The sequence below is a fragment of the Nocardia jiangxiensis NBRC 101359 genome (assembly GCF_000308615.1).
Lineage (GTDB): Bacteria > Actinomycetota > Actinomycetes > Mycobacteriales > Mycobacteriaceae > Nocardia > Nocardia jiangxiensis.
The window spans coordinates 210,966-227,207 of sequence record NZ_BAGB01000040.1 but is presented as its reverse complement, the minus strand read 5'-3'; the positions used below and the strand labels follow the sequence as shown (position 1 = coordinate 227,207).

Genomic DNA, 16,242 nt, shown 5'->3' with positions numbered 1-16,242 from the left:
TCCGTCGGTCGACTTCAGCGGCGTCCTTGAATCGTGCCCCAGCAACAGTGATACGTGAAATGAAACATTTTCATCGTCTCGATACGATCGATGCATGAACACCGAGGACCTGGAGTGGTTCGTGGCGCTGGCGGAGACGGCGCACATGACGCAGGCGGCCGAGCGACTGAACATCACCCAGCCCACCCTGTCGCGCAGCCTCACGCGGCTGGAGCACGAGATCGGGGCGCCGCTGTTCGACCGCGTCAATCGACGCCTGCGGCTCAACCCGTCCGGTGAGGTGCTGCTCCGGCACGCGCGGCGCAGCCTGCTCGAACTTCGCACTGCGACCGAGCACATCCGGGTGCTGCGGGATCCGGAGCACGGTACGGTCCGGCTCGGTTTCTTGCACTCGGTCGCGACCTGGTTGGCGCCGGAGGTGATCCGTGGGTTCCGGGCGCGGGCGCCGCAGGTGCAGTTCACCTTGACGCAGGCGGCCACGTACGAGCTGGAGGCACTGGTCAGCGACGGCGTCGTGGATCTGGCCGTGACCGGACCGCGTCCGGACTCCCGGGATCTGGCCTGGCACACGATCCACACCGAGCAGCTGTGCCTGGTCGTGCCGCGCGGCCACCGGCTCGCCGGCAAGGACAGCGTCGAGATCGCCGAGGCCGCGGGTGAGCCGTTCATCCTGCTGGGCCCGGACTTCGGCCTGCGCAGGCTGACCGAGGACCTGCTCGCCCGTGTCGGCGAGCAGCCGGAGATCGCCTTCGAGAGCGCCGAGATCGCGACCATGGAGAGCCTGGCCGCGGCCGGGCTCGGCGTCACCGTGGTACCCCGGCCGCGCCCGCACCGAGCCGACCCGAATGCGGTCTACCTCCCGCTCACCGACCCCGCCGCGCACCGGGTGCTCGGGCTGGTGTGGCGCGCGGACCAGCCCGAATCGCCGGTGGTGGACCGTTTCCGGGCCTTCGTCGTGTCCGAGGAATGGTCCGCTCTGTGAGCTGAGCCGGACTGTCGAAGGCCGTCGGACGCCCGCTCGGACCTCGAGGGCGGTTCATCCTGCCGAGTCGTGGGCGGCTCCCGGCCAGGAAGCGCCCGGCCACCACGGGTCCAGCATGGATGCGCGGAAGGCGCGGGCGCGCAGGGGTGTCCGCCAGTCGTGGTCCGGTGACCACAGCAGCAAACCGTGAACGTCTCAGTGCGGCAGTGTGACCGGGTCGACGCAGCTGGTGGGGGCATCGCCGAGGGCGCAGGCTGCCGGGGCGCGCGTGGGCAGGTATCCGGCGGGGACGCCCCCGGCGCGGGTGATCGCCGTATAGGCGGGCACGGCGTCCGTGGGCCGTCGGGTCAGTGCCGGATCGGTGAGTACGTCGACGGTGTAGAGGCCGAAACGTGGTGCGTAGCTGCCCCATTCGTAGTTGTCGGTGATGCTCCAGTAGTTGTAGCCGATCAGTGGTATGCCGTCGGCCTTGGCGCGCTGTAGCCAGTAGACGGTGTCGCGGAGGTCGTCGGCGCGGGTGTAGTGGTCCGCGCGGGGTTGCCCGTTGTAGGTGGGCATGCCGTTCTCGACGATGTACAGCGGTTTGCCGGGGAATCGGCGCGCATGATATTCCAGCGCGTAGTAGATGCCTTCGGGCTGCAGCGGCTGATTCCACAGCTTCTTGAAGTCGGCGGGGGAGGTGGTCAGGGCCGATTGCGGGCTGTAGCCGTAGTAGTAGTCGATGCCGATGTAGTCGAGTTTGGCGGCGATGGCATCGAGCATGGGACCGTTGACGACGGGTTCGGCGGTGCCGGCGGTGTAGGCGATATTGCTGGTGACGCGTGCGCCGGGCCGGCACTGGTGGATGTGGTCGTAGATGCTGTTGTGCGCTCGGGCGAGTTGCTGCTGCATCATCGGCACGCGGTCCGCGGACAGGCCGCCGTTGGTGAGCTCGTTGACGATGTAGAACGCGGGTTCGTTGAAGGTGACCCAGAGCGGATTGCGGGATGCGTAGCGGTCCACCACTTTTCGGGCGTTGGTGAGCCACAGCGCGGTCATGTCGGGATTGGCCCAGCCGCCGCGGTCGGCGACCCAGCCCGGGTACACCCAGTGGTCGAGGGTGAGCATGGGGCGTATGCCGTGTGCGGTGATGGTGTCCACGACGTGGTCGTAGAACGCGAAGCCCGCGTCGTCCCAGGCGTCCGGATGGGGCTGGATGCGGGACCATTCGATGCTGATGCGGTAGACCTGCACGCCCAGTTGTGCGGCCAGGGCGATGTCGGCGGGGTAGCGGGTGTAGAAGTCCACGGCGTTGCGGTAGGGGTCGTAGTCGGGGTTCTTCGCGACGTAGCGGGTCCAGTTGCTGTCGAGCGCGTGGCCTTCGCATTGGAATCCGGCGCTGGCGACGCCCCAGAGGAAATCGCGGCCCAAGGGCGGGAGGTTCGCCGGGGGTGCCGGGCGCGCCGCCGCGGTGACCGCGGGTCCGGCCAGGGCGGCGGCGGTGCCCGCGGCGAGGGCGGCCAGGGCGTGGCGTCGGGTGAGCGGGCGCATCGGACTCCTCGGCGTCGAGTACTGCTCGTGGTCGAGCGGAAACGCTCGCCGGAACGTCGGTCTGTACTGGTCGGGCGCTCCGGAGCGCTGGTCATTGTTCGCCGAACATGGTCGTATGTCCAGTTGTGTGAGTTTGTCGGTGGCGAGGTCTACCGTGAAGCCATGACGACGCATCTGACCCACTGGGGGGCATTCGAGGCGGTCAGCGATGGTGAGCGGCTGACGCGGGTCCGGCCGTGGCGCGGTGATCCCGAGCCGATGCCGTTGATCGAGAATGTCGCTTCGGCGCAACATCATCCGACGCGGATCTTCCAGCCGTATGTGCGGCGCGGGTGGCTCGAGCAGGGGCCCGGCGCGCCGGGGCGCGGGGCGGATTCGTATGTGCCGGTGTCCTGGGAACGGGCGACGGATCTGCTGGCGGGCGAATTGCGGCGGGTATACGGCGAATTCGGGCCCGAGGCGGTCTACGGCGGGTCGTACGGATGGGCCAGTGCGGGGCGGTTCCATCACGCGCAGAGTCAGGTGCACCGATTCCTGAACTGCCTCGGCGGCTACGTGCGGCACGTGAACAGCTACAGCATGGGCACCTCGACGGTGCTGCTGCCACATGTGCTGGCCGATCTGTATTGGCTGCTGCAACAAGGCACTTCGAAGTCGGTCCTGGTCGAGCACACCGAGCTGGTGGTCGCGTTCGGCGGTTTGTCGCCGAAGAACTCCGCGGTGACACCCGGCGGTGTGTCGCGTCATCACGCCCGCGGCTGGATCGCCGCGGCGCGGGCTCGGGGGTGCCGATTCGTTTCGGTCAGCCCGCTGCGTGACGATATGCCCGAGGAGGCGCAGGCGGAGTGGATCGCGCCGCGTCCGGGCAGCGACGCGGCGTTGATGCTGGCATTGGCGCAGGTACTCGATGCGGAAGGTTTGGCCGATACCGATTTCCTGGATCGGTACACGGTCGGCTTCGATCGGTTCGCCCGGTATCTGCGCGGCGCGGACGACGGTGTGGTGAAGGATCCGGACTGGGCCGCGGCGATCACCGGGGTTCCCGCGGGCCGGATTCGAGAGCTGGCCCGGGAGATGGCGGCCGCGCGCACGTTCGTCACGGTGAGCTGGTCGTTGCAGCGGGCCGAGCACGGTGAGCAGCCGGTGTGGCTGGGCGTGGTGCTCGCAGCGATGGTCGGCGGGATCGGTGTGCCAGGTGGCGGATTCGGGCACGGTTACGGATCCACCAGCAGTGTCGGCGAGCCCGCCCGGCAGGTGTCGGTGCCGAGGTTGCCCCAGGGGGAGAATCCGGTGCAGACCTTCATCCCGGTCGCCCGGGTCGCCGATATGCTGCTCGATCCCGGTGCGGAGTACGACTACGACGGCCGCAGGCTGGTGTATCCGGATATCCGGCTCGTCTACTGGTGCGGGGGCAATCCGTTCCATCACCATCAGAACCTGGCCCGGCTGCGGGAGGCGTTCGCCCGTCCGGACACGATCGTGGTGCACGATCCGTTCTGGACGAGCACCGCGCGGCATGCCGATATCGTGTTGCCCTCGACGATGTCGGTCGAGCGGGACGATTACGGGGCGGGCGACAACGATCGCATGTTCTTCCCGATGCCCGCGCTGACCCGTCCACACGGTCAGGCGCGCGACGACTATTCGATTCTGGCAGGCGTGGCCGAAAAGCTGGGTATCGGTAAGGAATTCACCGAGGGACGCACCGCCGCGGAATGGCTGCGGCACCTGTACGACCAGTGGCATGGCGGACTGGGACACACCGACGTTCCGGACTTCGAGGAGTTCTGGGCGGGAGAGGGATTCGAACTCGGGGTCACCGACGCCGAGCAGGTGGTGTTCGCCGATTTCCGCGCCGATCCCGAGGCCCACCCGCTGAGTACGCCGAGCGGGCGGATCGAGATCTTCTCCGAGACCATCGACGGTTTCGGCTACGCGGACTGTCCGGGACATCCGGTCTGGATCGAGCCGCAGGAGTGGCTGGGAAGTAGTGCGGCCCAGCGCTTCCCGTTGCAGTTGATCGCGAACCAGCCGCATACCAAGTTGCACAGTCAGCTCGATGTCGGTGCGCACAGCCAATCGGTGAAGGTTGCCGGTCGCGAACCGGTGCGCCTGCATCCGGACGAGGCGGCCGCGCGCGGGCTGAATGCGGGCGAGGTGGTGCGCATCTTCAACGATCGCGGCAGCTGCCTGGCGGGTCTGGTCGTCTCCGATGCGGTGCAGCCCGGGATCGCGCAGCTGTCCACCGGCGCCTGGTACGACCCGGATCCGGCGGACGCGAGTTTCTGTCGGCACGGCAATCCGAACGTGCTCACCGCGGATCGGCCGTCCTCGATGCTGAGCCAGGGCTGTACGGGGCAGTTGAGTCTCGTGCAGATCGAGCCGTATCGGGAACCGCTGCCGGAGTTGTCGGTCAGCGTCCCGCCTCCCACGGTGTGAATGGCAGGTCCGGCACGGCATGCGCTGCCGCCGATGACGTCTCGTGCTTGAATCACTGAGCCCACCGCGAGAGGAGTCCGATGACCTACAGTGCCGATCCCACCCGCTACGACGGGACCATGCAGTTTCGGCGCACCGGGCGGTCGGGCCTGGATCTGCCGGTGCTCTCACTCGGGTTCTGGCACAACTTCGGTGATGATCGGCCGTTCTCGGTGCAGCGTGAGATCGCCTTGCGCGCATTCGATCTGGGGATCACGCACTTCGATCTGGCGAACAACTACGGTCCGCCGTACGGCTCCGCGGAGATCAATGCCGGGCGGTTGCTGCGGGAGGATCTGGCGGCGTATCGCGACGAGTTGATCGTGTCCACCAAGGCCGGGTGGGATATGTGGCCCGGCCCGTACGGACAGGGCGGCGGTTCGCGCAAATACGTGCTGGCCTCGTTGGATCAGTCGTTGTCGCGGCTCGGCCTGGACTACGTCGACATCTTCTATTCGCACCGGTTCGATCCGACCACCCCGGTGGAGGAGACCGCGGCGGCGCTGGATACCGCGGTGCGGCAGGGCAAAGCGCTGTATGTCGGGATCTCTTCCTACGATGCGGAGCATTCGGCGCGGATGGCGGGAATCCTGCGGGAGCTGGGCACTCCGCTGCTGATCCATCAGCCGTCGTATTCGATGCTGAATCGCTGGATCGAAACCGAGGGGCTGCTCGACACCGCCGCCGCGGAAGGCTTCGGGATCATCGGGTTCACCGCGCTGGCGCAGGGACTGTTGACCTCCCGGTACCTGGACGGTGTTCCGGCGGGATCGCGTGCGACGCAAGGCAAGTCGTTCCAGAACGAGTTGCTCACCGAGCAGATGATCGCGCGGCTGCGTGCGCTGGACGCGATCGCGTCCAGGCGCGGTCAGGGGTTGGCGCAGCTGGCGCTGGTGTGGGCGTTGCGTGATCCGCGGGTGACCTCCCTGGTGATCGGCGCGTCGTCGGTGGCGCAGTTGGAGCAGAACGTCGCGGCGCTCGAGAACCGCGAATTGAGTGCACAGGAACTCGTCGAGATCGACGCGCTCCTGGACCAGGACGGCGCGGTGGACCTGTGGCGTGACGCGCGCTCGGGGACGCTGTGAGTTCCGTTCCTCCCGGGAGGCGGTCGACGCCGTAGTCGAAGGGCGCCACGGTCACGGCGTGTGGTGAGTCCGCCCGATCGCGTCCTCGACGATCGTGTCGAGTTTTTCGCCGATGCGGTCCAATGCCGCGCCGCAGAGCATCGGACTGTACGCGGCGGGTTTGGCGGTCCGCCACGGCGCGGCGGTGGTCGACTATGTCGACCACCGCCCCGAACGGCTCAACATCGCCGAAAAGCTCGGGGCCACACCCCATTCCACGGCGTCGAAGGGCAAACTGCGCCACAGCGACATCCCGCGCCGTGACTACGACATCGCCGTGGAAGGCACTGCCTCAGTGTCTCGAACGTTCGGCCGATCCTGCCGGATCTTCTGAACTTCATTGCTCGAGAAGAGTTTCCGGCCGAGCAGGTCACCACTCTCACCGCTGACTGGGAAGATGCACCCGAGGCGTACGTGGCGCGCACGACCAAGCTGGTGCTGCATCGAAATCCGCTGCATGCGGCCGCGCGTTGAGCGAGCTGTCGGCTTCGGGTAGGTCGCGGCAGCCCCGCATCGAGGCCGAGCCGACCGTCTGCCGCTGAGAACCTCAGCCGAGCGCGCCGATCGGTTGACGGTCAGCCTTCGGGGGTGTCGAGGTCCGCGAGGGTGGTGTTCGCGCCGCACAGGATGACGCACACGGTTTCGCCGGGCTCAGGGATGTACGTGCCGCTGGTGAGTGCGGCCAGGGCGGTGGCGCCGCCGTGTTCGACGGCGAGGCGGCGATCGTCCCACAGATGTGCGCGGGCGGCGGTGATGGCGTCGTCTGAGACCAGTAGTGAGCAGGTGTCGCAGCCCGCGGCGGCGGTCAGAGCCAGTGGGGTGACGGTGCGTGCCCCGAGGGAGTCCGCGGCGATCGAGTTCACCGGGACCGGGACGGGGTGACCGGCTTCGAGCCCGGCGTGCAGGGCGCAGCAGTTCTCCGGTTCGACCGCGACAACACGCACACCGTAATAGGCTGCGGCGGTGGCGATTCCGGCATACAGGCCGCCCCCGCCGACGGCGACCAGCACAGTGTCCAGACTCGGCAGGTGTGCGTGGATCTCCTGCATGAGCGTTCCGGCTCCAGCGGCGATGAGCGGATTGTCGTAGGCATGCGATTGCAGCGCGCCGGTCTCGGCGGCGAATTGCGCGCAGGCCGCGGCGGCGTCGGCGTAACTGTCGCCGATCTGTTTGACCCGCGCCCCGTAGGAGACGAGCCGGGCGACCTTGACCGCGGGGGCGGTGGCGGGCACGAACACCGTCGCGGTGATGTCGTGCCGACGCGCGGCCCAGGCGCAGGCCAGACCGGCATTGCCGCCCGAAGCGATGGTGACCCCGGCCTCGGGCAGGGTGTGCTCCTCGAGGTGGGCGGACAGGAAGTTCGCGGCGCCGCGCGCTTTGAAGGTGCCGGTGTGCTGCAGGAATTCCATTGCCAGCCAGAGGGATCCGTCGGATTCGGCCGGAGCGAGGGCGATCGGGCGGGTGTGGCCGTGGATGCGCCGCGCGGCAGCCTCGATGTCGTCGTAGTCGAGGTGGTCGATGGTGTCCATGGCGCTCCTGCACTGGTCGAGTGGTCGGCGGTGGCGGAATCCGCGGCATCGGTGTCGGCGTGTCGTGGGCGTGAGCGGCGTCGGGATTCCGGACACGACGGGCGACCGTGTGTCCGGCGCATCGTATGCCGGAACCGGGTGCGATGTGCGCGCCGGGGAGGTGGCGAACCGGCTCCGGCGGTGTGGTGTGCCGGGTAGACTCCGAGGCTCCGGATGGTTGTCGGGGCGGCATCAGGGAGGTGTTGAGTCGTGCAGACCAGGACCAATGAGATCGCTGACGGTATCTATCGCTTCGCCACGTTCGTACCGGAGGTCGGGCCGAGCGGGTTCACGTTCAATCAGTTCTTCGTCGACGCCGCCGAGCCGCTGCTGTTCCACACCGGTATGCGGTGGCTGTTCCCGCAGGTGTCCGAAGCGATCGCGCGGATCCGGCCGGTGGAGGAGTTGCGCTGGATTACCTTCGGTCATGTGGAGGCCGACGAGTTGGGAGCGATGAACTCCTTTCTCGCCGCCGCACCGCAGTCGCAGGTGGCGCACGGAGAACTCGGGTGCGCCGTATCCCTGGACGATATGGCCGATCGGCTGCCGCGGCGGCTGGCCGACGGTGAGGTGATCGACCTGGGCGGTCGGCGGGTGCAGCATCTGGACACACCGCACGCACCGCACAACTGGGAGTCGCGGGTGCTGTTCGAGCAGACCACGGGCGTGCTGTTCTGCGGTGATCTGATGACGCAACTGGGCGACGGTCCCGCATTGACCGATGCCGACCTGGTGGGACCGGCGTCGGTCGCCGAGGACGTGTTCCATCAGACCTCGCTGGGGCCTGCGGTGCCCGCCGCGCTGCACAGGCTGGCGCAGTTGAAGCCGACCACGTTGGCGATCATGCACGGGTCGAGCTTCACCGGTGACTGCGAGACGGCGCTGAACGACCTCGCCACGGTTTACGAGGATCGATTGAATCCCTGAGTGCTGGCGACTGGAAGATATTGCGGCCCAGCGATATTGAGCAGAGTCCTGTCAGGACTGCCGGGCGCGCCTGCCCTCGAGCGGTGATCGCTTACCGTCTCGATGGGGGAGCAGCTATCGCGTGGGACAGGGCCTCTTCGATATGCCGGATGGTGTCCTCGTAGCAGCCCAATTCACTCATGACGTGCTCGGTGAGTGAACGGTCGTCATCGGCGGTGACCCAGTTCCGGTACCCCTCGTAATACGACCGCACGCCCAGATCCGCGAGCACACCGGCTCGACGCGGGTCACCGACGCGATGATCCAGGGCTTGTTCGAATGCGGCGGTGATGGCCGAGCGTTTGAACACCGCACGCTCACGCAATTCCGCACTCGATGCCACGATCGGGTCCAGTGCACGCCCGATCTCCCGATGGTCCTGGGTGTGCGCGCCCGAGAGTGCCCGCACGCCCGCGGTCACCAGTTCCGCGGGGGTGGCTTCGGCGGGCGCGCCCTGCACGGCCTCGGTGACGAGGGTGACGAGCGCGGCCTGCCCCTGGAACACGATCTCGCGTTTGTCCGGGAACAGCCGGAACAGTGTGGTCTTCGTCAGTCCGGCGCGCTCGGCGATCTGGGCGGTCGTGGTCGCGTCGTAGCCGTGTTCGGCGAACAGTTCGATTGCCGCGCGGAGTAATCGGCCTCGCGCATCCGGTTCCCAGCGACCCATGAGGTCATCGTAGATGATGTGACTCGGTCACATCACTGCTAGAGTGATGTGACCAAGTCACATCAGGGGGCCGGTCGGCCTGGAGCCGACCCCGCCGCCGAATTCACGAATGGAGAGCGCAATGCGCGTGTTCATCACCGGCGCATCGGGTTGGATCGGCACCGCCCTGAGCAAGGAACTCATCGCGGCGGGACACGACGTCGTCGGTCTGGCCCGTTCGCGCGCCTCGGCGGACAAGATCGAGGCTCTCGGCGGCACCGCGGTACTGGGCGACATGTCCGATCACGATCTGATCGTGTCCGAGGCGATCAAAGCCGATGCGGTCGCGCACCTGGCGTTCACGCTGGACTTCGCCGAATTCGAGGCGACCGTGGACAACGAGGTGAGGCTGCTGGGCAGGATCGGCGACGCCCTCGCCGACAGCGGCACAGCGTTCATCGCCGCCTCGGGAACCCCGATCTTGGCCGGGCGGCTCGCGACCGAACGCGACCACCTCGAGGCGGCCGGACCCGCCGGTGCGCGGGCCAGAACCGCGAATGCCGTTCTGGCGCTTGCAGATCGGGGAATTCGCGCCGGACTGGTGCGGATGCCGCGCTCGGTGCACGGTGCGGGCGACCGCAACGGCCTGATCTCTGTACTCGTGGGCTTGGACCGGCAACTCGGCACTGCCGCCTACGTCGGCGACAACCGTTGGCCCGCAGTGCATATCGACGACGCCGGGCGACTGTTCTTCCTGGCCCTGGAAAAAGCCCCCGCCGGTTCGGTCCTGCACGCAGTCGGAGAAGAAGGCGTACCGATGCGCCGGGTAGCCGAAATCATCGCCGCGAAAACCGGATTGCCCGCAGGCCCCGTCGACCCCGCGCAACTCGGTGCCTTCGGCCAACTGCTGGGCGTCGACCAACCCGCCTCTGCCGAGGAAACCTGTGCGCTCATGGACTGGAAGCCGACCGGGCCCTCACTGCTCGAGGACCTCGAGGCGGGGTACTACACCGACTGACCGAGCGCGGCCAGTCCGAGCTGTCGACCTCCAGGGTGTTCGTGTGGCGCTGGATCAATTCCTGTTCGTTCGCCGAAAGTTGTTGTGCCACACGATCACGTGATTGAATCGGCGAGCAATGAGCGGGCATCTGATCAGGAGCGGGAATGCGTATGCGGTGGGGGCTGAGTGCAAGCGTATGTTGGACAGTGGTGGCTGCGATGGCGGTGGGGTGTAGCTCTGCCCCGCCGGCGGTCGAGTTCGGTACTGCTCAGCCGTCCGGATCGAAGCTCGGTGTATCGGCTGCGGCCGGGGATTACCTGCCGGTTGCGCAGTGGCCGGATGCTTGTTCGCTGCTCACCGATCAGGAACTCCGGAGTGTGCTGCCGCAGGCGTCCGAGCCGTCTCGCAAGCATCAGAGCCTCGATTTGCAGACCATGGGCGCCGGTGCGCACACCGACCACATACCGAATGCGGGCTGCCAGATCTCTTTCCGGCTCCCGGCGAAGGACAGTGGAACCAACAGTGCGATCACGCTGATGATTCGAGATATCGGGGATTCATCCCTGATGAAGAAGCAACTGCAGGACGCCACCGACGTTTCCCTGGGTGCGACGGCAATCGGCGCCGCGTGGGGTGCGGACGAATGCTACTCGGAGCAGATCTCCAGCGGCGGGCTGAACCCGACGGCCGACTGCGTCGCGGGTCAGTACTACTTCGATGTCACTGTGTCCTCGAGCGCGGATTACTTCGAACGCAAGGGGGCCCATGACAACTCCGGAGTGCAGGAACTCCATGACAAGGTATTGCCCCAGGTTGTGCGGATCATCGCTGCGGCGATGAGCTGAAACGCTCCGGATGGCTTTGCGTCACTCTGTGCAGCATTGCCTTCGATGCAATTCCTCCTGATATCGCCCTTACAGGCCCAGGCGGGTGACCGCGTTGTCCTCGAGGGGGTTCGCGGTGCGGATGTACCCGTGCACGGTGCGGGGGTTGGACCAGCGGCCCTGGCGCATGATCTCGCGGTCACTGGCACCGCCGAGGGCGGCCTGGGTGGCGAATCCGGCGCGCAGGGAATGTCCGGAGAACAGGGACGGGTCCAGTCCGGCGCGGGCGGCGTAGCGTTTGACCAGTTCGGCGACTGCGCGTCCGGACATGGCTGACGCGCCGATTCCGCCGTGTCGGGAGACCGCCGGGAACAGTGGCAGGTCCGGATCGGTGAGGGTGGTGCCGGCGAAGCCGTGGCAGCGGTGAATGGCCGGATCGGCAGCGGGGGTGCGTTCGAACCAGGCGGGTAGTCCGTCATGGCCGTACTGGATGTGGGCCTCGCGCAGGCGAATCCAGTCCGCGTACGCACAGACCGGGCAGGTGTGTGGGTGGCGTCCGCGGGGCAGGGCGACGCGTTGGGCGGCGACGCCGGTCGGGTCGGTCTTGGTGGCGGGTAGCTGAATCAGCAGGATCGGCTCACCGGTGGTGTGGTCGGTGTCCACTTGGACATCGCCGATGCGCAGGCCCGCGATCTCGCTGCGGCGCAACGCCCCGGCGAATCCGACCAGCAGGACCAGGGTGTCGCGGCGGCGGGCGGGTTCGGCCGGCCAGCCCGGATCGGGCAGACCCCGCAGGAGTTGTTCGAGGGTGTGCAGCAGGACCGGGCGTTTGCGCCGCGGTTGGGTGCGGCGGGTGCGTCGGATACCGCGCAGGGTCAGGCGCACCACGTCGGTGCGGGTGGGGGAGGCCAGCCCGTTGGCGGCGTGCACCGCGGCGATCGCGGCGCTCTTGCGTTCGAGAGTGGCCGCGCTGAACGCCCACGCGCCATCGGGTTTGCGGGCATCGGCCGCGGCGGCCAGATAGACCGCCACGTCCAACGGGTCGGCCGGAAGCGCGCAGCGTCCTTCGGCAGCGCACCATGCCGACCAGGCGATCCAGTCCGATCGGTACGCGCGCACCGTGTTCGGGGACTGCGAGGCCTCGAGATACCGCCCCAGCGCGGCAGCCTGCTCGTGATCGAACCGCTCGCGCACCTGTCGCAGTGCGGCGGCGTCGACCAAGACGCTGCGCACCCCGCGTCGCAACTCGGACCGGACCCGCTCGGGTACCGCGACCTGTCCCGGCGAGCCCGCGTCGGCGGGTTCGGCTGCTGCGCTCATCGGTCGCCACCGTACCCCGCCGACCGTGGTGATCCGGGCGCACCCGCGTGATCGCAACCCGAATGTGGCTGGACACACGCATTTTTCGGGGTAACTGGTCCGGAGCGGTTCAGACGCTGAGCAGGCTGCGCGCTCGGCGCACCTCGGGGATGCCGATCACGGTGGCGGCCAGCAGGAACACCGCCGCGCCCGCGGATGCGCCGACGACGGCCATGAGCAGATGGGCCACGTTCAGTACTGCGGTCAACAGCGCGGCCAGGCCGTAGCAGAAGATCTCCGGCAGCAGCAGATACGCGAACAGGGTGGTCAGATGGCGTTCGCCGGAGTCGGCGACGAAGATCCGCACGATCAGCGGTGCGCCCGCGATCGCGGCGAGGGTCAGCGCGGCGGTGCCCAGCACCGTGGCCAGGGCCACGCTGCGGGCGAATCCGGTGATCCGGCCCGCGGCTCCGGCCAGCGCGACGCGCCTGCCGTGCCGCGCGAGCGTCCTGGATGCACTTGCCTGCGGTGCGGGTTCGGGCATCGTGCCAGGATGTCACAGGGCCACAGCGCATGTGATTACTGCCGGTAGGTGGACAGGAATCGGCCGATGCGCTCGATGACCGCCTCGAGATCGTCCGCGTGCGGCAGGGTCAGGATGCGGAAATGATCCGGGCGCGGCCAGTTGAATCCGGTGCCCTGCACGATGTGTACCTTCTCCTGTAGCAGCAGATCCAGGACGAATCGTTCGTCGTCGTGGATCGGGTACACGGCCGGATCGATGCGCGGGAACGCGTACAGCGCGCCCTTGGGTTTCACGCACGACACGCCCGGGATCGAGGTCAGCGCCTCCACGGCGCGGTCGCGTTGTTCGCGCAGCCGCCCGCCGGGCAGGGTCAGGTCGTAGATGCTCTGATATCCGCCCAGTGCGGCCTGAATCGCCTGCTGCGCAGGGACGTTCGCGCACAGGCGCAGACCCGAGAGCATGGTCAGGCCCTCGAGATAGCTGGCCGCATGCTGGGTGGGCCCGGACACGACCAGCCAGCCGGAGCGGAATCCGGCGCACCGGTATCCCTTGGACAGGCCGGAGAAGGTCAGGCACAGCAGGTCCGGGGCCAGGGAGGCGGTCGCGGTGTGGGTGAGGCCGTCGTAGAGGATCTTGTCGTAGATCTCGTCGGAGAACACCACCAGGTTGTGGCGGCGCGCGATGTCCAGGATCGGGCGCAGCACCTCGGGCGGATACACCGCGCCGGTGGGGTTGTTCGGGTTGATCAGCACGATCGCGCGGGTGCGGTCGGTGATCTTGGCTTCGATATCGGCCGGGTCGGGACACCAGTCCGCGGCCTCGTCGCATATGTAATGCACCGCGCGACCGCCGTTGAGAGTGGTCGCGGCGGTCCACAGCGGGAAATCCGGTGCGGGAACCAGGACTTCATCGCCGGTTTCGAGCAGGGCGGTCAACGCCATCATGATCAGTTCGGAGACGCCGTTGCCCAGGAACACTTCCTCCACGTCGACCCCGTGCACGCCGAGGGTCTGGTAGTACTGCACCACCGCGCGCCGCGCCGGGAGCAGGCCCTTGGCCGTGCTGTAGCCACTCGAGGCGGGCAGAGCGCGCACCATGTCCTGCAGAATTTCCGCGGGGGCCTCGAAGCCGAACGGCAGCGGATTACCGGTGTTGAGTTTGATGACGTGGTGGCCCTCGGCTTCCAGGCGCGCGGCGTGTTCGGCGACCGGGCCACGGATCTCGTACGACACGCCAGCGAGTTTGCTGGACTGGGTGAGCTGCATGAACGTCCCTCCTCGAGATGATTCCGCACACTGTACTTGGAAATTCCAAGTTTGCACTTGGTATTTCCAACCGTTCGGCTACAGTGTGCGGTATGCCCCGCCGAAACTACGACCACTTCTGTTCGGTGAGCCGCGCCCTGGACGTCGTCGGGGATCGCTGGAGCCTGCTGGTGGTGCGCGAATTGTCCTCGGGCCCCAGGCGATACAGCGACCTGTTCGCCGATCTGCCCGGCATCAGCACCGATATGCTGGCCACCCGGCTGCGCGACCTCGAGCAGGACGGCATCCTGACCCGCCGACGTGTCGGTCCGCGCGCGGCGACCACGGTGTACGAGCTCACCGAGTCCGGCGCCGCGCTGCGCCCGGTGCTCGAAGCCCTGTCGGACTGGGGCACACCACGATTGGGCACGCGCCGAGCCACCGACGCGGTGCGCGCGCACTGGTTCGCCCTGCCGCTGGGCCATGCCGTGGCCCAACAGCTACCCCAGGGCAGCGCCACGGTGCACATCGGCGACGCGGTGTTCCACTACGTCATCGACCACGACACCATCACCCACCACGACGGCCCCGCCACGGATCCGGACCGCGAGTTCCATCTGCGACTGGACGAGGCAATCGAGGTGGCATTGGGGGCACCCCTGACCGCAGCGCAGGCCGAGTGCTGAGTTCGCCTGTGCGGGTTCAGGATCGAGTGAAGTAGCGGTCGAGGAATTCGTTCGTGAATTTGCCCGCCGGATCGTACCGCCCCAGCAGACGCTCGAAATCGGCGTAACGGTCGTAGCGGGCACGTACGGTCGCCGCATCACAAGTGAACAGTTTGCCCCAGTGCGGGCGTGTGGCGAAGGGGCTCAGCAACTCCTCCATCACCGGCAGCAGGGCCAGCACCGCGGGAGTGTCATCGATCCAGGTGAAATGAAATGCGGCCGAATCACGTTCGGCGGCCGGGGACAGCCACAGCGGTTCCGCGGCGATCGTGCGGATCTCACACGTCTGCACGAGCGGGGCCATCCGGTCGCGGATCGTGTCGAGGGCACGGTAGGCCGCCACGACGTCCGTGCGGGGAACGAAATACTCCGACTGCAGTTCACGACCGGTGCTCGGGGTGAAATCCATCCGGAAATGCGGCAGGCGGTGCTGCCACGGTCCCGATTCGCCCAGCTGGGTGGTGCAGTGCCGGGCGTCCATGCCCGGGACCGGATGCCGGGGTGCGTCCGCGCGGGTCGCGCCGAACCACCGCGGCCCCGGAACATCCGGTGTGCGTGGACCTTTCACCCACACCTGATCCAGCTGATCGGCCCGCCAGGTGGTGAACACGCTGACGCTGTATCCCGCGGCGAGGATCTCCTGCGCATGCTCGGCGAAATCCTCCGCGGGCAACCGGTCGTAGACGTACTGCGCCAGCTCGAAGGTGGGCACCAGATCCAGAGTCAGCGCCGTGACCACCCCGAACCCGCCCAGCCCGACGACCATCCCCGCGAAATCCGGGTGCCCACGCCGGATCTCGAGCAGCTCACCGTCCGCGGTGACCACTTCGAGACCCGACACCGACGCGGCCAGACTCCGGTTGCCCACTCCTGAACCGTGTGTCCCGGTGGCCACCGCCCCCGCGACCGAAATATGCGGCAGCGAACCCAGCGTCGGCAATGCGAACCCCGCCGCATGCAGGCGATCGGCGAAATCCCCATACCGCAACCCGCCCGCGACCGTGACACACGATGCGTCGGCATCGATCTGGACCCGAGGCGGAAGTTCGGCCAGCGAAATCTGCTCACCTGTGGTGTCGGCGATCCGGTTGAACGAATGCCCGCTGCCCAGCGCACGCACCCGCTCGGACCGTGCCACCAGCTCGCGCACCTGATCCACATCGGTAGGCCGATGCACGCCGCGAGCCTCGAAAGCGATATTGCCCGCCCAATTCGTCCGCACCACGCTCTGTCCTCTCCTGACCCCGCTCGCACACGCTAGCGCGGTCCCGCATCTGCGTCGGGCGATCCCGGGCGAACGGTCCGGGCGCGCCGGACCGCTGACACCTCG

15 protein-coding genes are annotated in these 16,242 nt (G+C 67.7%); 8 read left to right on the top strand and 7 right to left on the bottom strand.

All coding sequences use genetic code 11. The features are described 5' to 3' along the window. Window positions 1–94: 94 nt before the first annotated feature. Entirely contained in the window at window positions 95–982 is an 888-nt protein-coding gene (locus ON40_RS13485) for a LysR family transcriptional regulator (protein WP_040822227.1), read from the top strand. Between the two features lie 195 nt (window positions 983–1,177). On the opposite strand, the gene ON40_RS13480 is transcribed toward ON40_RS13485, so the two are convergent. Beyond that, window positions 1,178–2,512, bottom strand: a complete 1,335-nt coding sequence (locus ON40_RS13480; RefSeq protein ID WP_040822225.1) for a family 1 glycosylhydrolase — start codon at window positions 2,510–2,512, stop codon at window positions 1,178–1,180. Window positions 2,513–2,674: 162 nt separating this feature from the next. Between ON40_RS13480 and ON40_RS13475 the strand changes: the two genes are divergently transcribed. From ON40_RS13475 to ON40_RS55760, 3 genes are all read left to right on the top strand, one after another. Then, window positions 2,675–4,951, top strand: a complete 2,277-nt coding sequence (locus ON40_RS13475; RefSeq protein WP_040822224.1) for a molybdopterin-dependent oxidoreductase — start codon at window positions 2,675–2,677, stop codon at window positions 4,949–4,951. A gap of 80 nt (window positions 4,952–5,031) precedes the next feature. Beyond that, the gene (gene mgrA, locus ON40_RS13470; RefSeq protein ID WP_040822222.1) at window positions 5,032–6,075 is read left to right on the top strand and encodes an L-glyceraldehyde 3-phosphate reductase; all 1,044 of its coding nucleotides are present in this window, start codon (window positions 5,032–5,034) and stop codon (window positions 6,073–6,075) included. Window positions 6,076–6,187: 112 nt separating this feature from the next. Next, window positions 6,188–6,448 carry an MDR/zinc-dependent alcohol dehydrogenase-like family protein gene (locus ON40_RS55760; RefSeq protein ID WP_040822220.1) on the top strand — a complete coding sequence of 87 codons (261 nt, stop codon included), beginning with the start codon at window positions 6,188–6,190 and terminating at the stop codon, window positions 6,446–6,448. Between the two features lie 241 nt (window positions 6,449–6,689). Here ON40_RS55760 and ON40_RS13460 read toward each other — a convergent pair whose 3' ends face one another. Continuing rightward, window positions 6,690–7,643 carry a threonine/serine dehydratase gene (locus tag ON40_RS13460; RefSeq protein WP_218008781.1) on the bottom strand — a complete coding sequence of 318 codons (954 nt, stop codon included), beginning with the start codon at window positions 7,641–7,643 and terminating at the stop codon, window positions 6,690–6,692. 249 nt (window positions 7,644–7,892) lie between these two features. Between ON40_RS13460 and ON40_RS13455 the strand changes: the two genes are divergently transcribed. After that, the gene (locus ON40_RS13455; RefSeq protein ID WP_040822219.1) at window positions 7,893–8,609 is read left to right on the top strand and encodes an MBL fold metallo-hydrolase; all 717 of its coding nucleotides are present in this window, start codon (window positions 7,893–7,895) and stop codon (window positions 8,607–8,609) included. A gap of 91 nt (window positions 8,610–8,700) precedes the next feature. On the opposite strand, the gene ON40_RS13450 is transcribed toward ON40_RS13455, so the two are convergent. Then, complete coding sequence (locus ON40_RS13450; protein WP_051193060.1) at window positions 8,701–9,315, bottom strand: TetR/AcrR family transcriptional regulator; 615 nt, start codon at window positions 9,313–9,315, stop codon at window positions 8,701–8,703. Between the two features lie 121 nt (window positions 9,316–9,436). On the opposite strand from ON40_RS13450, the gene ON40_RS13445 reads away from it, so the two are divergent. Both ON40_RS13445 and ON40_RS13440 read left to right on the top strand, forming a co-directional pair. After that, window positions 9,437–10,312 carry an NAD-dependent epimerase/dehydratase family protein gene (locus ON40_RS13445; protein WP_040822217.1) on the top strand — a complete coding sequence of 292 codons (876 nt, stop codon included), beginning with the start codon at window positions 9,437–9,439 and terminating at the stop codon, window positions 10,310–10,312. A 359-nt stretch (window positions 10,313–10,671) separates the two neighbouring features. Then, on the top strand, window positions 10,672–11,139 hold the full coding sequence (locus ON40_RS13440) for a hypothetical protein (RefSeq protein WP_157186286.1): 468 nt from the start codon (window positions 10,672–10,674) through the stop codon (window positions 11,137–11,139). A 69-nt stretch (window positions 11,140–11,208) separates the two neighbouring features. Here the strand turns inward: ON40_RS13440 and ON40_RS13435 are convergent, their stop codons facing one another. The 3 genes from ON40_RS13435 to ON40_RS13425 all read right to left on the bottom strand — a co-directional run bounded on the left by ON40_RS13435 (window position 11,209) and on the right by ON40_RS13425 (window position 14,208). Beyond that, on the bottom strand, window positions 11,209–12,438 hold the full coding sequence (locus ON40_RS13435; protein WP_040822214.1) for a site-specific integrase: 1,230 nt from the start codon (window positions 12,436–12,438) through the stop codon (window positions 11,209–11,211). A 109-nt stretch (window positions 12,439–12,547) separates the two neighbouring features. After that, the gene (locus ON40_RS13430) at window positions 12,548–12,961 is read right to left on the bottom strand and encodes a lipid II flippase MurJ (protein ID WP_040822213.1); all 414 of its coding nucleotides are present in this window, start codon (window positions 12,959–12,961) and stop codon (window positions 12,548–12,550) included. A 35-nt stretch (window positions 12,962–12,996) separates the two neighbouring features. Further along, window positions 12,997–14,208, bottom strand: a complete 1,212-nt coding sequence (locus ON40_RS13425) for a pyridoxal phosphate-dependent aminotransferase (RefSeq protein ID WP_040822212.1) — start codon at window positions 14,206–14,208, stop codon at window positions 12,997–12,999. A 92-nt stretch (window positions 14,209–14,300) separates the two neighbouring features. Between ON40_RS13425 and ON40_RS13420 the strand changes: the two genes are divergently transcribed. Continuing rightward, window positions 14,301–14,873: a winged helix-turn-helix transcriptional regulator gene (locus tag ON40_RS13420; protein ID WP_040822210.1), complete on the top strand. Its 573-nt coding sequence runs from the start codon at window positions 14,301–14,303 to the stop codon at window positions 14,871–14,873. Between the two features lie 16 nt (window positions 14,874–14,889). Here ON40_RS13420 and ON40_RS13415 read toward each other — a convergent pair whose 3' ends face one another. Beyond that, window positions 14,890–16,137 carry an FAD-binding protein gene (locus tag ON40_RS13415; protein WP_040822209.1) on the bottom strand — a complete coding sequence of 416 codons (1,248 nt, stop codon included), beginning with the start codon at window positions 16,135–16,137 and terminating at the stop codon, window positions 14,890–14,892. Window positions 16,138–16,242 lie beyond the last annotated feature (105 nt).